This is a genomic window from Leeia oryzae DSM 17879 (assembly GCF_000376945.1).
GTDB lineage: Bacteria > Pseudomonadota > Gammaproteobacteria > Burkholderiales > Leeiaceae > Leeia > Leeia oryzae.
Genome location: NZ_AQXU01000025.1, coordinates 262,035 through 279,979 on the forward strand (window position 1 = coordinate 262,035; position 17,945 = coordinate 279,979).

Below are 17,945 nucleotides of genomic sequence, written 5' to 3' on the forward strand. Positions count from 1 at the left end.
TCACCCTAAATATCTTATACAATATCCATATCGACATATTTCTCGCGAATATTTCTCAAGTATAACTGCATTCAAATGTGGAAATCGTTTCATCATAGGTTTTTTATCAATAGAAAACGACCAATGATTTGTTGAATACAATATCACTTTTGGCTTTGAATTCAGCAGTGTACTAATGAACTCCGGCTCATACTTTTCATTTCCATAAACCAAATATGAAAACCTCCCGCATGACCCCAAATTAGTGTACCCATTCATTAATCCATTATTTGTGAAGTCAAACAAACATGAGTTATTTAGTTTTAATATTTCGGAGGCAGCCCATACTACGCCTTCAGGAAGAACTTCCTTATTATTTAAATTCTTCACCAAAAGAAGAGCCCAATCGTAACTTCCATTTCTCACACTTTTAACAAGGCTTTTTACTTCAATGGCAATCAAAAAGAACATTATAAAAACAAGGAGCGAGCCAATAATTTTGAGAGACTTTCTTTCAAAACTCAATATTATTAAAAATGAAAGCAACGAAAGGGTAACAATCAGAACAACCTGGCTTTTACATACCCCATATACAAGAAGTAGTTGAATCACATTCAAACACACAACTAACTTATACTTCCTAAAGCCAAAAAGCTCTGGAATTTTAAAATAGCAACGAAGACCTATTACCAGCGGCACCCAGATACCCATCAAAAAGTGCTGAACATCCATTCTGTTAGTGGATATTTTTGCAAAAAAAACAATCAGGAATACATAGAAAACATAATCAGATATTACTTTCTCTTTCTCGAGCCTCAACTGGGTTGTTAGAAAGTATATTGCCGAGAAGGACAGACAATACACCGAGAACATCATCAAACCAACTTCCCATGAAAATGGATACCTCCATTGATCTGAGGTTTCAAATAGAATTCTTAAATTCTCAAAATAATTTCCTATAGAAAATCTATCAAAGCCAAAAGATAAAATCAAAATAACAAGCAAAAAACTTATTAATACTTTTGATTTTTTCCCACTGACAACAAGTTCAATTATTGACCAGGCAAGCATTGCACCGGCCATGGCAATACCACGATCAAATGACCAGAAAACACCTAATGCGCATGCCACACCCAAAGCAATTTCTAGCCAAATACTTTGCTTACTTCTATCCGTATCTTTTAGCAATAGAAAGATGTATAAATTAATGATAAATAAGAGATCACGATAACCAACAAGTTGCGTTCCCACCACCCCCCATAGTAATAATATCAAGGGACGCGCTGAGCGATCTCTCGTAACCAATACTAGCACCAGCCAGCCGAACAATACTGTAACTAAATTCAGGATCTGGTACATGACCCATGTGGGTAGCATAAAATGCTGTTCACCAAAGACTCTCAATGCGAACATACCTGGGAGGTAGTCTAGCGCCCCATGTATAACAAGCTGCCCATTGAAATCATTTGGATGTCCTTTAAACAAAGCAGAAAAAAACTCTCCATAATGAAAAACATCTTGTAATACTCCACCATCCATCCTGAAAAATGATAAGCATGCCGATATAATGACAGCAAACAGAGAGACAATCAGTGCAAAATTATATTTATCTGATTGCACTAAAATCCTCCTCACCCAACTTCTCCAGCACGTCATATATATTATCTATTTTTCCACCCAATATTGAATAACAACCGGTTAAATCATCATGCTTTTCAAACAATATTGGCCTACCGTCATCCCCTTCATTCTTTATCAAAATGGTCTTTACTTCTAGTAAAGATGATGAATATTTAGAATCTTCTATGACAGGCAGATAACGTGCAACGTCTCGCCTTATTCTTTCCAGTCGTGAAATGAAATGATAGTCACTTAACTTCTTATATGGATCAACGCCCGCCTGATCAAACCAACTGCAATGAGGCGTATATCTTACATGTGATAACGTATGCAAACCCTGAGCTGGAAAAGGCATTACCGAGAAAAAAGGGCCATCCATGACCGTAATGCCAAGCGATCGTAATTTTACAGGCAAATCAAGCAAAACCATTTCTGTTATTTCATGTTTTAATTGATTTTTGATACCGCCAAAATCTCCTGTAAATTGATTTAAACCACTATATGTGCAATTAAATACATATTTAGATTCTACAGAAAAAACCTCATCCTCATGGCTCAGGCATCCTATACATAAAGCACTAAAGTCTGATTTTGAAATAGATTTAACAACTGTACCAAAATTTATTTCAATTCCATTAACTTTAAGTTCACTCTCAGCCCACGAGGCAAGAATTGTCGCATCAAATGCGAACTCCTCCACAAGATAAACGTTCTCTATCAGTCTTGGGTTAAACAAATCAGTAAAATTCTTTGGTGCAATTTCAAGTTTTGCGCCAATTTCCTTACAAAAACGCTCAAATTGCTTTGCAGTTACTTTAGAGTTCCTTCTAGATATAGCATACAACTTATGAAAATCACGCTTGACAGCATCTTCCCAGTCACACACAAATTTAGGTAGGTTAATCCTGCTTCGATATGCTGTCGTGAAACTTCTTGGATAGTGATAACCATTATGAACTCTTGCCTGGTTATTATAAGAAGCACGTGAAAGCAATTTCGATTCTTTCTCTATCAGAAGAATGCGCTTAAAGCCTCTTTCTTTTGCAAGATATATCGCAATTGCTGAACCATAAAATCCACCACCAATAATAACTGCATCATATATATCACTAGAGCAACGCATTCACTCACCTAACTTTGTCTGTAAAGCCAGATTGAATTTTGTTAATCTCCTCAATATTTAATTTTTCTTTTCTAGTTAATTTGGCACTTGTAAATTCTTGTGCAACATGATATGGAGGACCCTCATTAGATAATGTCGCCATTTGAATAATATATTCACCCAAAACCAATAATACTAGTGATATCAAAAAGAACATGCCAGACTGCTGAAGTGAAAGACTGATCCACCCAGGTGCAATGTCTTTTTTTGTAACGGCCACCATGACCACATAAACTGAATACAAAAGATTTGAGAGAGCACCGAAAAGTGATAAATACGTCACCAACCGCATAGGCATTTGCGTTGTTGACACTAGCAATTGTATTCCCTTATCAAGACTTGCAAGTAAACTCTTATGCGAATCTGATAGCACTTCATATCTGTAACTAATTTTCGTCTTTACAAAGCCGCCTGTTACTGGTATCTGACGGTATGTAATGGCAGGCTGAGGATGCTGAATAATGAAATTTATAACCTTCTTGTTTAGAATTCTATAGGATGGAGCATCTTTTTTTAGGCTTCCACCATTAAAAATCTGATATACTTTATCAAAAATCCTATATGCGGTTTTATATAAAAAACCATGCTTTTGTTCTACTACATTTTCAGCTAATACAATATCCACGCCACCCACAGCCTTATCAAGCATTGAAGGTAAAAACTCAAAATCATCTAAAAATGGATCCATACTTACAACAAAGTCACCCAGCGCACTCTCCACCCCTGCCCATGTAGCAGTATCCCTATCTACAGTTTTTGTTAATCCATACACTTGCAGGTTAGGTAAGCCACCCTCAAACGTAAGCGACTTAAGAACTTCTAGACTGTTATCTGTTGAAGCGTTATCAACAATAATTAGTTCATAATCTGAAACTAGTTTGGATAATTCATCTGTTGCAAATTCTAGCAATTTCTGCAATTTATCTGATTTATTTTTAATTACTAGCACAACTGACAAAAAAATCGGATAGCATTTCATTGTGGATTGCCTATTTTTAAATTCGATTAAACCGTATTAAACACTTTTCAAATACAAATTTGTCTCACTGCTTTTCATAACCCTCAATGATTTTTCTAACAATTACATCATAAGTAAAACATGAGATTACCTTTTCATATCCATCCGTAGCAATCTGCTGTGCCATTCTGCTATTTGATAAAATTGACTCGATATTTTCGAGGGCTTCATCCATTTCTTTAAACATAATTAGATGCTCTCTGGATGTCATTATTTTTTCTATATCCTTTGAATAGTCTGTCAACAGTAATGACTTACAGGCAGGCACTTCCAATGTACGCATAGTAAATCCGGACCTTGTCTGTTCATTGCCCCAGCCCGTATAGTTGAAAACTATACGACTACGGTTATACAACACAACTAAATCATGCCCACCAATATATTCGCCTAGGACTTTAGACTGTAAAACAGCATTATCCGCCAAACGCTTACGCCAATGCCGCCCATAAATCACAACATTTTTAGTTAGCTGGAAAACTGATTCAAGAGCTTTCTGACGCGACGCAGACCATGAGCCAACAAAACAGATATCAATATCCTTCTTGATTCCTTCTATTGGATAAAAAGCTTCTGGATCGACAGCATGGTGCATGATCCTTGTATTGTGAATACCTCTGCTAATTGCTGCATCATGTAAGCTTGAATTCATGACATAAAAGGTCTCGTAATCTTTTGCCTGCGCCAACGCCTGATCAACACGATCATCACTTTCAATCCACCAGCCAAACAGGCGTGATGATCTTTGGAGATATTTGATGGTATCAGCCTGAATACCAAACAGTCCCCTGATCATGAAGCACAGATCGGGTTTGAATTCATCAAACTGTTGCTTTAGTACTGCTTCCCGATAATTTCTCTGCGTTAGTGGATGGGATTCAAAAAAATTTTTAGACTTTGGCAAAATCCGGAAATTATGCGCTTGCTTATTTATAAAATGAAATAATCGCTTATCAACCCAATTATTTGCATGAGCATCTGAGCAGATGACTTGCACCCCCTGCTTAGTAAAAGCCTTTTGCAGATACGCCATGATAGGAGGTCTTGGCACGTAATAAAGTAATACTTTGCGTAATTTTGTCATATCAATGCCAGGTCATTCAAAGAGTCAAGTAACGCAAGAACACGCTGGTTACGCTTGTGCCATGTAAATTGTGCCGACTTTACTGCTGCAGCTGCACCTAATTTCTTTTGCAAATCTTGATCATTGATGAGCCAATTGATGGATTCAGCAAAGCACAAAGGATCTTCACAGCGATCAACCAGAACCCCATCTTGCCCGTGAACAAGAACTTCACGAATAGACTCATGATTTGCAACGACTATGGGCTTTCCCATCGCCATGTATTCAAACAACTTAAGCGGTGAAGTATAACGGCTAGCAATACTGCTATCAGTTAATGGCAACAAACATATATCTGCCTTCCCTATCAACTTAAACCGCTGAGCAGGTGGTATCTTTCCCAGGAAACGGACTCGAGCACCAACGCCCAGATTGTCAGCTTGTGCCTGCAGTGCTGCGATTTGCTCTGTCATACCACCCGCTATCCAAAGCATACCCCGTTTAACCGAGGGCATTGCCGCAATCAGAGTATCGACTCCCTTCCATGGGTGTAAACTGCCAATGTACAACATGACTGGCTCAGATTCTGCATGTGTTGGGGTATGTGCTTCCTTTGCAAGTGCCAGATCTACACCATCAGGTGCCACGCATGAGGGGGTTTGTATATGGTAAGTAGTCTGAATATCCGTTAATAATGCCTGGGTAATTGTCACCAATGCATCAACTGATTGATATACCTTCAACTCTCTGGCTGACAGTATCTCAAGTTTTTGCTGCTGTCGCTTCGTAGGTGCAGGATGATTCTCTCGATAGGTCTGAGCAAACAGCTCGTGTGTCTCAAACACAATCTTGGGACGATCTTTCAAACTTAATAGCACTTCGGCTAATTTTAAATTTCTGAGATAGACAACATCTGGTTTGTATTTTTTTACCCATGCCTTAGCTTGTTGGTAAAAGGGCCTATGGCTTGAAAATGGAAAAAACCATTTTTTCCGCCAGTCAAACAAATGAACCAATCGGACGTTAGAGGATAATGGTCTGCCAAGAAACAACGTTGGGTTAGCCCCAGCTGACGGGGTTGGTGTAACAAGACTGACATCCACACCCATATCACCGAAAGAATCTACCACCTGCAGAACCTGTATTGCAGACGGTAAAGAATCTGGCACGGCTTGCGGGTTTATGTAAGCCATTTTCATTTCAGGCATTCTCGAGTGTATTCAACATGCGTAAGGCGCTTGCCTCCCATGTAAATAAATTGACAATTCTTTCCCTGGCTTGCCGTCCAAGCCGTTTTCTGAGTGCTGGATTATCAATCAGCTGCTCCATAAAGGCAGCGCACGTATCCACGCGCTCCCTTTCAAACAAATAACCCGCATGACCTTCATTACCAACAACCTCTGGAATTCCCCCCATATGACTGGCTACAACAGGAATTCCGCAGCTCATGGCTTCTGCAATTGTAATCCCGAATGCCTCAGCCCCAACACTAGGAAAGATGCCAACATCACTCGCGGAGTAATAGGCAGGCAAGTCACTGTGAGATACTGCGGCTTGAAAAATGACTTTATCAAGAACGCCTAGTGAGTTTGCCAAGGCTTTCAGAGATGCCTCCGCAGGTCCGCTGCCTACAATCATGAGTTTGGTATCTTTGTTGTTTAATCTGTTAGAAGCAAGTGCTCTGATCGGAATATGCAACCCCTTAAAACCAATCAAACGCCCTGCAAATGTAAACACACAAGTTTCCGCGGCAATACCCAATTGTTGCCTTAGCTCCATGTTTTTGGCACCGGCCTTGAACTTATCAACATCGACACCGTTAAACATCACATTGGGGTACTGGCCGTAACGCTGAAAAATCTGCCATGCATTAAAATGGCTACAAGCCAACCAGGCGCTGACATGCTTGGACAGCCACCTGTCACCTTTGAAAAAATCTGTACCCCCACTCATAAAGGCAAATTTTGTCTGCGCATGGGCAGGCATAAACAGTGGCCAGCAGAAATCGAAAGGTTTGGTCAGAACTACCCAATCATATTTACCTTGAATAAGCGCAGATCTCGCATTTCTCGCAAAACTCACTCTCTCGGCCAACTTCCTGAATCTTGTGCCTAAATTTGGAAATTTCTCTCTTGGTGTAAACGGAAATTTCTGGACATTAACTCCATCATTGTCATTTAAAGGGCAAATATTGCCATCCCCGCCAAAGATAGTGACTTGATGACCAAGTTTGACCAGTGTTTTTGAGAGTTCCCACACAGCGGTCTGGACTCCACCAAATGTCACAGTGACTGTTACATCCACAAATGCTATTTTCATGTAGCTTACTGTCCACGTAGTTGGGTATACAACTTTCCAAGTAAAGGCGAGCTAAATAGCCATAACCTCGTGGCTAGCCATGATGCAGGCTTATCTTTCACAACCACTCGAGGAATTTGCGTGGGTAAAGTCTCAGGAGTAACCATGCCTTTTTCTGTTGTATATAAGTGGGAGAAACCATGCCCTATCGCTAAATGCTGATAGTCTGATTCATAATACCCTTGCGGCCAACACAAATGAGCAGAAGCACGACCCATATGAGTTATTAATTGCTTTCTAGAAAGCTCGCACTCTTGAATCATGCTTGCCAATTTATTTTGCGGGTCGACTTTATCCCAGCGCGTATGTGTATGCGTATGGCTGTGAAACTCAAAAGTTCCCATTTTTTGCATATACTCAATCTCAGACCAACGCAACATCACTTCATCATGATGACCATCTGCTATGGCTCTTTTACAAGCTTTGTGGTCCGGGCAAGACACGCTTGATTGACACTTCGCAATATCGCGAGGCTCACCATCACCAATCCAGTCCGTAACAATAAAGAGTGCTGCTTTTTGCTGGTATTTCTCCAGAATAGGGTGCGCATACACATAGTTATCCAGATAACCATCATCAAAGGTGATCAATACCGATTTTGCAGGTAATGCTTGCTTATCAGCCATGAAATCGGCCAACTGATCGCAGGTAATTGTATTCCAGCCATGTTCTGACAAGTAACGCATGTGTGCTTCGAACGAGTCAGGAGACACCGTTACCAAACCTGCTTGCGGCGTCACATGATGGTACATCAGCACTGGAATGGCTTTAGCCTGAGGGTGACGAAAATTCATTTCTTATGATTCAGTCCATATACTTGCAAAAGCTGTTGGTACAAGTTCAACATCTGCGCAGCCATCACCTTGACAGTGAAGTTAGACAATATGAATTGTCGCCCATTTTTGCCCATATCATGCGCCCGTCCCGGTTGTTCAAGCAACGCAATTACAGCCTCAGAGATGGCCGTAGGGTTTTGTGTAGGTACCAACAACCCAGTAACGCCCTCTTGCATCGTTTCAGGAACGCCACCTGTCCGGGTACCTATAACAGCCGTCTCCATCGCCTGCGCCTCCAGGAATGCAGTACCTAAAGCTTCGTCATACGTTGGCAGAACAAATACATCCAGGGATTTCAAAATATTCGGGATATCCCGACGTAGTCCCAAAAAATGAACACAGTGATTAAGTCCTTGTTCTTGAACAATTTTTTTCAGATTTTCAAACTGGGGACCATCCCCCGCAAGCACGAAGTGCGTTTGCGGCATACGTGCAAGTATCTCAGGAATCGCTTCCAGCAAATGGCGATGTCCCTTTCTGATCCTCAGGATAGACACAGAACCAACCAAAGGAATGTCTTCATCCAGGCCCAACTCAGCCTTAAGATCACCAGAGACGTTATCTGGGTTGAATTTTTCAGGATCGATTCCAGTCCTGATAACGCTCACCCTTGATGTATCTACTCCTGCAGACACAAGATAATCTCGAACAGCATCACTGACTGCGACAACATGATGGGGCAATAAACTGTAGGTGCTCTTTGATGTAATAGGCATGATTAAATGCCGAGTACGAATCACGACTGGTCCGCACCTCATCAAACGTGCAGCAAGCCCCGCTACAATAGTGTCACGACTACTGTGTGTGTTAAGCACATCTACATGTTGTTCACGCATCAAGCGTTGCAATTTGGGAACAGCAGAAAGCCTCAAGCCACGAAGAAAAGGGATCTCAAATACTTCAATGCCTTCTTCGGCAGCTCTGGCCAACAACCGTGAACCTGGAGAGCATGCAATAAGTACTCGATGTCCAAGCGCTTTTAACTGAATGGATTCTTGCAATGTACGATTTTCCTGCCCCCCCCAACCTGTTGAGCTCTCGGTATGTAGCACGGTCAGCATTGCATTACTCCTGCTCGGGGTGCATAGGGTGATTAGCAGGCAGACGATGCGACAATCGCTCTACCGCATTGATGACCAAGGATGCACTTAACTCAGCCATTGGGGCTTCACGCCTTGCAATCAAAGCTGGATGCTCCACAACTTCAAGATAGGGATGTTGAAGTGGTGCCAAAAACTCTCCTCGATGAAAGCAGTGGTACATACTTACCATAGGGATTTTCATGGCACCTGCAAGATGCGTAGGCCCCGTATCAACCCCAATATACAGTGATAAATGTGACATGACGGCCGCCGACTTTCGCAAGCTTAATTTTCCGGCAGCACTGATGATCTTGCCTGGGTAAGCTACGGAAAGATCATGCGCCCGTTGAACCGACTGCTTATCACCCAACACAATAAATTGAAGGTCAGGCCATCGAGTCAGCATGCCACTCACTAGTTCAGAAAACCGTTCGAAGGGCCAGTCTCGGTAGGACTTTGTTGGAAAACTGGCCATTTGCAGGCCAACCAAGCCTACTTGATGAACGCCTTGGCGCATAAGCCATTGCTCAGCCCAAGCGGTTTCTTTCGGTGTCACCACATAGGACAGTTCTAGCTTATCCGTTTGAATATCCAATGGTGCCAACAGCAAAAGCCGTTCATGAACGGCATGCATCAACTGATTCGGTTTTGGCACAGCACAATCCAGCAGACGGTTAGAACGCTCATCGTTCTGCTTGAAACCAATGGTATAGGTAGCTTTCTTTCTAGCCAGTTTAAGCAATGATTGGTCATTACCATACACGATTGCGATATCGTACTTTTCTTTAAAGAAAATACGTTTCCACCACAGTTGCTTGGGTGTCAGACCAATGAGTTTGCGGATACCCGGTAAATGTTCAAGGACAGACTTCCGTCCAGAATGGACCACAACATCAACTGTCCCTTCTGGCAACTGTTGATGTAATGCAGTGATCACAGGGGTAGACAATAGCGTATCACCAATTCTGGCGACATTAATGACCAAGACACGCATGTTAGAAGACAAATGCACTAGTTCTTTCCTTCTTCCCTGAATTGCATCTGCCAAAGACGTGCATAAGCACCGTCATGGGCCAACAGTTCTTTATGGCTGCCTGCTTCCACAATCTGGCCATGACTCATCACCAAAATCCGATCGGCACGTTCAATTGTTGATAAGCGGTGGGCAATAACCAGCGTGGTACGGTTTTGCATCAGACGTTCCAATGCTTTTTGAACTTGTCGCTCTGACTCTGTATCAAGTGCAGATGTTGCTTCATCCAGAATCAGGATGGGTGCATCTTTCAATAGTGCACGGGCAACAGCCAAACGTTGTTTCTGCCCCCCGGATAGCCGGGTACCACGTTCGCCGATTTCTGTATCAAAACCTTCTGGCAAGGCTTCAATAAAATCGAGGGCATAAGCAGCCTCGGCAGCAGCCTCTATCTCTTCTCGCAACACCTCACGCGTCATGCCATACGCAATATTTGCCGCGACCGTATCGTTAAACAACATGACATCTTGTGATACCAAGGCAATTGCTGCTCTCAGGCTACTTAAAGAGAGCTGGGTCGCCGGAACATTATTAATATAAATGCAGCCAGCAGCAGGCTCATAAAACCGAGGCAGAAGCTGTGCCAGCGTTGTTTTACCGCTACCGGATGATCCAACCAGGGCGACCGTTTCACCCGCCTTGATCTCTATATTCAGTTGGTGCAAGGCATGCTTTTCCGCCCTGTTATATTGGAAACTCAAATTCTCGAACCGTACAGATAAGCTTTTGTTTTCAGTGGTTTGTGTCCCGATGTCTGACTCCGGCTTTTCATCCATCAAGCCAAACACACTTTCGGCGGCGGCCAAACCTTTTTGCAAAGACTCATTGACACGCGTCAGTCGCTGTACCGGCTGGGAAAGCATTAGCATAGCCGTCAGAAAAGACATAAAGTCACCGGCAGACATGGCACCTGCAGCCGAACGGATGCTGGCATAATAGATAACAATCGCCAAAGCTACAGCAATAAGGAACTGCACAAGTGCCGAGTTTGCCGAGCTAGCAGCTGTTTGCTTTACCGCTAGTTGCCTGACTCGATTTGCTGCTTTCTGGAATCGGCTCAATTCAAAGTCTTTGCCACCAAAAATCTTTACCACGCGCTGATTCTGGATACTCTCTTGCAGCACTTGAGTCAGCTCACGCATGGCATGCTGTTGGTCTCGATTCAGCCCTCTTAAACGCTTGCCAGCGGCTCTAATACTAAAACCGGTCAATGGCAAAATTGCAAGGGTAATCAGCGTCAAGCGCCAGTCGATATAAATCATTAACCCAAGTTGGGCAATAACCGTCACACTGTCTTTTACAACAACCGTCAGAATACTTAAGCCTGCACCAGTCACACTGGTAACATCACCTGAAATACGGGACATCAGATGGCCTGACGGGTGTTCATCGTAGTATGCAACTGGCAATGTCAAAACACGCTCAAACATTTTTTCACGCAAATCGGTCACCAAACGATTTGATAACCATGTTGCAAAGAAGTCCGAGAAAAACGTAGAAATACCACGAATCAGAAACAACAGAACAATCAGGGAAGGAATCAGTAGTGGGCTCACCTTGCCAGGACTGGCAAAGGATGACAAATGCAAATGATCTGCCAGATATTGCAAAGCCCCAGGCAATGCTTTGCTTGAATGCGCACCAAAGTTGATATTGATCAGCGGGCCGAGCAGCCAGGCAAAGAGAGGCTCCGTCACCGCCGCAATCTGAGTGGCAACAAATGCGACGACGATTACCTTCCAGTAAGGGCGTATATAGCCGAGCAATCTTCCATATAACTGCAAGCTGCCAAGTTGCGCATCTGCTTTGCTCATGCCGCTATCCGAGTGGAATTAAACCGGTAATTGTAACCGATATATGAGGGTTAAGGTGTCAAACCAAGGACTTGCCGATAAAGTTGCTGCATTTCAACGGCCATTTTCTCAGGCTTTAGATGTATTACAGTACCGACGGCTGCACGCCCCATCTCTTCTAGCAGGAGTTCATCGAGTAGTAATTTGATCTTCGATGCAATGGCGTCCCCATCAAGCGCATCCACGACCCAGCCATTGAAGCCATTCTGAACAAACTCGGCCGCACCACTTCCCGGGCTCGTAATGACAGGCAGTCCGCATGCAAATGCCTCCAATGCGGCATTTGGGAACGCATCATAAAGTGTTGGCAACACAAATACATCTGCGGCACCATAAAATGGCCGTACATCCATTTGGCCGCCAGCAAATACAACCTTGTGAGCCACCCCCAATCGTTCAGCCAGGGTTTTAAAGCGCTTTTGCTGCTTGTCCTTACCGACAATCATGCACCAGACGTTATCTGGCAAATGCTTGAGCGCATTTATCAGCGGACCGACTCCTTTCCTGGAAAAACCGGAACCCACAAACAGCGTAAGTAATGCATCTTGCGGTATGCCATAGGTTTGCCGGATTTTCTCCCGATAGCTGATCAGATCAGTATTATATTTCTCGGTATCCACCGCACTGTAAATGACGGGCAGCTTTTCCAATGGCAAACCAAATCGGGTATGGATTTCCTGTTGAACCATACGTGAGTTGCAAATCACGGCTTTTAGCCGTTTGCTATGAAAAAGCCGCTTCTCGGCTGCTAACACATAGCGGTGATAAGGGTTTATGACATCGCCCAAGCGCCCCCAAAAGCCACTGGCACGTCCTTTATGTTCGAGCCAGACTTGATGCACCCCGTCTCCGGCCCGATAAATATCGCACACATCAATCCGCTCATGAGACTGAACCAGATCAAATCGTTCCTTGGCAACCACACCCCTTACTGCACGCGCGAAGCTCCAATCTCGCCATGTGCGCCCAATGCTAAATGGGTTGCATTCGATGACCCGGACAATTGCCTGTCGATTTGAATCAGATGGCTTCCAACGCCGCGTAATCAAGGATAGCTCAATCGATTCATCTTGCGACAGTGCATCTAAAGCCTTAGTCACAAAACGTTCCGCACCACCAAACGGATTATATTTCTGACGAATCAGCGCAACCCTCATACAGCCCCGACCTCCACCAGCAACTCCTGCACAGCCTTAAAGGCCTCTTCAACCGAAATAGTTGTGAGACATTCAGAAAGCTTACCTCCGCCGCAGCCATCCCAGCCGCAAGGGCGGCAGCGATGTTGCGATTTGAGGATGCGGTGCGATATTTGCCACGGCGCCCACTCCACGTCGCCGGAGGGACCGAAAAAGGTGACCACCGGTGTCTGCATGGCGGCAGCGATATGCATCGGGGCAGAATCCACACCAATGAACAGCGTGGCCTCATCACTGAGCGCAGCAAGCTCTTGCAGGTTCAATTGCCCTGTCAGGTCGTGTATTGGTCTGGACAGCTTGCTGACAATGGCTGCATTCATGGCTCGTTCGGTCGGCGTGGGTGCGCCTGTCATGACAATCGGCCAACCGTTAGCTGTCAGACGGTCGATTAATGCGGACATTTTCTCGACAGGCCAGCATTTGAAAAACCAGCGTGACGGCGGGTGTATATGAATAAACGGTTTGCCGACCAAGCCTGCGTGCTGCAAACGGGCATGGATGGTTTCTCGTGCAATGGCTCCAGGCTCCAACACCAGTTGCCGATCAGCCCCGGGCTGGACCCCAAGCCTGCGCAACGCATCCAGATGATATTCAACTGTATGACGGGAATTACCTTGCCTTGGAATGGCAAACAGATGGGTAAAATGCCTGTCCCAGCCACGTTTCTTGACCTTGGGTGCAACACTGACCTTCACGCCCAGCTGTCGGGCAAGGGTTGCTCCGCGTCGGCCATCCGTCAGATGTATCAAGACATCATAGCGCCGGGCTTTCAAGGTGCGTAGCAAACGCCATTCGTTAAGCAACTGTTGCAGCCAGCCCGACTGACGCCATTTGCGTCCTACCATATGCATCTGGGCAATATCCGGGTGATTGGCCAGCATCGGGGCGGTATCGTCATACACCAGCACGTCGACTTCAAGATGAGGAAACTGCTGCTTTAATATGCGTGGTAGTGGACTCGCCAGCAACACATCGCCATGATGGCGCAACTTGGTGATCAAGACACGTTTCACACTGGCAAAGTCGACTGCATCTGGCGGGGCAATGCGGAAATCCGTGCTTGCACTTACCGGTTCAAACATTCAATGTATCCAACAAGGGTAATACCTGATCTTCATCGTCAATCGCCAGAATCTGGTCCGCAGAGGCTTCCAGCGTACCGGTATCGGTCGTTCTGACCACTTCTTTGACAGCCAGCAGGCTAGACGGGTGCATGGAGAAACGTTTCAGTCCCAGGCCCAATAGTAAACGGGTAAAGCGCGGGTCGCCGGCGAGCTCGCCGCAAACGGACACTTCTTTCCCCATCCGGTTAGCGGTACGTATCACGTGTGCCAGCAAATGCAGGACCGCCGGGTGGGCAGGATTATACAGGTGTGCGACCTGATCATCACCACGATCCACGCCCAGCGTGTACTGCACCAGATCATTGGTACCGATGGACACAAAAGACAAGTGCTTGAGGAATCCGGCTACGTTGATTGCGGCAGCCGGGATTTCTACCATGCCACCAATCTTGATGTCTTCATCAAAGGCGATATTTTCTTCCCGCAGCGACTGCTTGGCGAGTTCGACGTGCTGCAGGCACTGGCGAATCTGCCGGGTCTCGGACAGTAACGGGAACATGATCTGGATTTTGCCAAAGGCAGAGGCGCGTAACAACGCACGCAGCTGGGTCTGGAAAATATGCGGCTGGGCCAGGGTCAGGCGAACGCCACACAACCCAAGTGCAGGGTTGATACCGGTGCCGCGCTCAAACCAGCGGGGAATCTTGTCGGTGCCGATGTCCAGCGTACGAATGGTCACTGGCTGGCCTTTCAGGGCTTCGGCGACAGCCTTGTAGGCTTCCAGCTGTTCTTCTTCGGTTGGTAGGTCATCGCGGGACAGGAACAGGAATTCGCTCCGGAACAGGCCAACAGCCGAGCCACCGTTTTCGTGAACTTCGGCCACATCCTGCGGCAGTTCGATATTTCCCATCAGCTCGATAGCAACCCCGTCCATCGTCACCGCAGCTTCGGTACGAATCTTGGTCAGGGAGATTTTCTTTTGCGCCCAGTCGGCATGCAACTGGCGGTAATGGGCCAGCTCTGTCTCGTCTGGCTCAACGATGACAATCCCTTGCGTGCCATCCACAATGACCAGCTCGCCCTCTTTGAGCATTTCACGGGCATTGTGCATGGCCACTACGGAAGGGATGCCAAGGCTCCTGGCGAGAATCGCCGTATGGGAGGTGGCGCCACCTGCATCGGTAACAAAGGCAGCAAATTCGATGTCTTTGTACTGCACCATATCTGCCGGACTGAGATCATGAGCGACCAGAATCGTATCGACATCCGTCGCCAGCTGCGCATGGCTATGAACTACTGAATGGCCGGCCAGCACTTTCAGAATCCGGTCCGCCACCTGGATCACGTCGGCACGACGCTCCCGCAGGTAGTCTTCTTCAATCTCGTCAAATTGTGCCAGCAAGACTTCCAGCTGCTGCATCAGCGCCCATTCGGCATTGCAGCGCTGTTCCTCGATCAGGGTACGCGGGTCCCGCGACAAGGCAGGGTCATTGAGCAGCATGATGTGCAGGCTCAGAAACGAGCCAAGCTCGGCTGGCGCATTGTCCGGAATCGAGCCCCACAGCATTTCCAGCTGGGTACGTGTCTCGCGGATGGCAGAATCAAAACGGTTGATTTCGGAGAAAATCTCCTCTTCAGGCAATACAAGGTGCACCACATCGACAGTGGTTTCAGAGACCAAATGCACATGGCCTATCGCGATACCGCCAGCTCCGGCTACGCCGCGTAACGTGATACTCATGCTTTGCCCTTTCAGAATACGGTAAAACCTACGTCATGCCGCAAACGACCGGCACAGGGTGACGTATCAATATCCAACACCTTCTTGCTACCACACGATGGTAGCGTCAAGGTATTACTCCCCTTCGCCAAAACGGTCGGCGATCAACTTGGTCAAAGCATTACCTGCCGCTTCTTCGTCCTCTCCTATGGTTTCGATCTTGACTTTGCTGCCCTTGCCGGCAGCCAGCATCATGACACCCATGATGCTTTTGGCATTCACGCGCTTGCTATTGCGGCTAAGCCATACTTCACACTTGAATGAGGTAGCCAGTTGGGTGAGTTTGCTGCTTGCCCGTGCATGCAAGCCCAGTTTATTGATGATTTCGACTTCTTGTTCAAACATGTCCTGCCTCGGTAGATTTATTATTTTATTCTATTTGATGCCACTTACATTTCGATGATGCCGTCTTTCCCGCCAGTCATCGCTTTTTCTACAACCTCTGCCAGCGGCAAATGCCGATAAGTCACAGACCGGACCAGCATCGGCAAGTTCACACCAGACAAACAGGCAACGTCGGTTTTTTTGGCCAACGCAGCTGCTATATTGGCTGGTGTTGCGCCAAAAAGATCAGTAAACACAATAACGCCTGTGCCGTTATTGAGTAAAGTCAGCATTTGTTCGGCTTCCTGCAGCTTTTGCTCAGGTACATCGTCGCGTTCGATGGCCAGGGTGGCAAACCGCTCGATATCCGGTCCGAATATGTGCTCGACACATGCCTTAAAACTCTCACCCAACTGATAATGGGTGATCAATAATATTCCAACCATAATAGCCTGTCGCGAAGGATTCAAACCTGCTCGTCAATCTCTGTAAACATATCCATTGACGGGTAGGCGATGGAGGCTGCCCCAACGGTTCATTTCCGTTGGCAGACAGATAGGAAGATAGCCTGTATTGCACGTCAGCGCTAGTGTCTGACGTGCTGCAGTGCAACGATAAATGCCAGATATCAGGCCAACCGCTCCAGCGCCTGAACAAACAGGTCCGCGGGCCGGCAATCGGTCTGGGTAGCAATCTCGACCATGCATGTCGGGCTGGTCACGTTAACTTCGGTGAGATAGTCACCAATCACATCCAGTCCTACGAGCAACAATCCCTGCGCCTTCACAAAAGGCCCGACAGCTTTGGCAATGGCCAGATCCCGCGCAGACAGCGGTTGAGCAACGCCTCGCCCGCCTGCGGCCAAATTGCCACGGGTTTCTCCCTGCTGAGGAATACGTGCCAGAGCATATGGCAAGGGCTCGCCATCAATCAGGAGAATGCGCTTATCCCCTTTGACAATGTCCGGAATATAACGCTGCGCCATCACGGTAGTGGTTTCATTGCGAGTGATGGATTCCAGAATCACGCTCAGGTTGGGGTCTGATGGCGTCACCCGGAAAATGCCCATTCCGCCCATGCCATCCAGCGGTTTCAGAATCACATCCTGATGCAAGTCGATAAACTCGCGCAATTTTGCCGACTCGCGGGTCACACGGGTCGGTGAAATCCAGTCCGGAAACCGGAGAATCGCCAGTTTTTCATTAAAGTCGCGCAAGGCCCTGGCGGCATTGAAGACCTTGGCCCCGGCCCGCTCGGCAATTTCCAGCAAATGGGTGGCGTACAGATATTCGGCATCAAAGGGCGGGTCTTTGCGCATGACCACCGCATCAAAGGCGGCCAGCCGTTGCTGCTGCATCTCGCCGGCTACATACCAGTCATGGTTGTCATCAGATACTGTCAAGGGCAGCGCCTGACACAGGACATCCACCTGACCATCGCGCCCGTCAACAAACAGGCTTTCCGGCATGATGGCAAAACATACGTGACCACGTGCTTGCGCCGCCCTCATCATGGCGATACTGCTGTCCTTGTAGGCTTTCAATAGCGGTAGCGGGTCCAGGATGAAGGCGATCTGCATC

16 protein-coding genes are annotated in these 17,945 nt (G+C 46.3%); all 16 read right to left on the reverse strand.

The window, feature by feature from the left end; all coding sequences use genetic code 11:
* A complete protein-coding gene (locus F552_RS0114655) occupies positions 1–1,599 on the reverse strand; it encodes a hypothetical protein (protein WP_026182764.1) in 1,599 nt (532 codons plus the stop codon).
* Entirely contained in the window at positions 1,586–2,722 is a 1,137-nt protein-coding gene (locus F552_RS0114660; RefSeq protein ID WP_026182765.1) for an FAD-dependent oxidoreductase, read from the reverse strand. Before F552_RS0114660 ends, F552_RS0114655 begins: the two co-directional genes overlap by 14 nt.
* Before the next feature lie 4 nt (positions 2,723–2,726).
* A complete protein-coding gene (locus F552_RS0114665) occupies positions 2,727–3,740 on the reverse strand; it encodes a glycosyltransferase (RefSeq protein ID WP_018152512.1) in 1,014 nt (337 codons plus the stop codon).
* Between the two features lie 64 nt (positions 3,741–3,804).
* Positions 3,805–4,860 (reverse strand): CgeB family protein, encoded by a 1,056-nt coding sequence (locus tag F552_RS0114670; protein WP_026182766.1) that lies wholly within the window; start codon positions 4,858–4,860, stop codon positions 3,805–3,807.
* A complete protein-coding gene (locus tag F552_RS0114675) occupies positions 4,857–6,047 on the reverse strand; it encodes a glycosyltransferase family 4 protein (RefSeq protein ID WP_018152514.1) in 1,191 nt (396 codons plus the stop codon). The genes F552_RS0114670 and F552_RS0114675 overlap by 4 nt, the downstream gene beginning before the upstream one ends.
* Complete coding sequence (locus F552_RS0114680; RefSeq protein WP_018152515.1) at positions 6,040–7,158, reverse strand: glycosyltransferase family 4 protein; 1,119 nt, start codon at positions 7,156–7,158, stop codon at positions 6,040–6,042. The genes F552_RS0114675 and F552_RS0114680 overlap by 8 nt, the downstream gene beginning before the upstream one ends.
* Positions 7,159–7,163: 5 nt before the next feature.
* Positions 7,164–7,991 (reverse strand): polysaccharide deacetylase family protein, encoded by an 828-nt coding sequence (locus tag F552_RS0114685; RefSeq protein ID WP_018152516.1) that lies wholly within the window; start codon positions 7,989–7,991, stop codon positions 7,164–7,166.
* On the reverse strand, positions 7,988–9,094 hold the full coding sequence (locus F552_RS0114690) for a glycosyltransferase family 4 protein (RefSeq protein WP_018152517.1): 1,107 nt from the start codon (positions 9,092–9,094) through the stop codon (positions 7,988–7,990). Before F552_RS0114690 ends, F552_RS0114685 begins: the two co-directional genes overlap by 4 nt.
* Positions 9,095–9,098: 4 nt before the next feature.
* Positions 9,099–10,109, reverse strand: a complete 1,011-nt coding sequence (locus F552_RS19530; protein ID WP_018152518.1) for a glycosyltransferase family 9 protein — start codon at positions 10,107–10,109, stop codon at positions 9,099–9,101.
* A 17-nt stretch (positions 10,110–10,126) separates the two neighbouring features.
* Positions 10,127–11,962, reverse strand: coding sequence for a lipid A export permease/ATP-binding protein MsbA (msbA, locus tag F552_RS0114700; protein WP_018152519.1), 1,836 nt, complete (start codon positions 11,960–11,962; stop codon positions 10,127–10,129).
* 50 nt (positions 11,963–12,012) lie between these two features.
* Positions 12,013–13,158, reverse strand: coding sequence for a glycosyltransferase family 4 protein (locus F552_RS0114705; protein WP_018152520.1), 1,146 nt, complete (start codon positions 13,156–13,158; stop codon positions 12,013–12,015).
* Complete coding sequence (gene rfaQ / locus F552_RS0114710; protein WP_018152521.1) at positions 13,155–14,279, reverse strand: putative lipopolysaccharide heptosyltransferase III; 1,125 nt, start codon at positions 14,277–14,279, stop codon at positions 13,155–13,157. The genes F552_RS0114705 and rfaQ overlap by 4 nt, the downstream gene beginning before the upstream one ends.
* Entirely contained in the window at positions 14,272–16,002 is a 1,731-nt protein-coding gene (gene ptsP / locus F552_RS0114715) for a phosphoenolpyruvate--protein phosphotransferase (RefSeq protein WP_018152522.1), read from the reverse strand. The genes rfaQ and ptsP overlap by 8 nt, the downstream gene beginning before the upstream one ends.
* A gap of 114 nt (positions 16,003–16,116) precedes the next feature.
* The gene (locus tag F552_RS0114720) at positions 16,117–16,386 is read right to left on the reverse strand and encodes an HPr family phosphocarrier protein (RefSeq protein WP_018152523.1); all 270 of its coding nucleotides are present in this window, start codon (positions 16,384–16,386) and stop codon (positions 16,117–16,119) included.
* Positions 16,387–16,430: 44 nt separating this feature from the next.
* Positions 16,431–16,796 carry a PTS sugar transporter subunit IIA gene (locus F552_RS0114725; RefSeq protein ID WP_169333606.1) on the reverse strand — a complete coding sequence of 122 codons (366 nt, stop codon included), beginning with the start codon at positions 16,794–16,796 and terminating at the stop codon, positions 16,431–16,433.
* A 197-nt stretch (positions 16,797–16,993) separates the two neighbouring features.
* The gene (gene gshB, locus F552_RS0114730; protein WP_018152525.1) at positions 16,994–17,944 is read right to left on the reverse strand and encodes a glutathione synthase; all 951 of its coding nucleotides are present in this window, start codon (positions 17,942–17,944) and stop codon (positions 16,994–16,996) included.
* Position 17,945 lies beyond the last annotated feature (1 nt).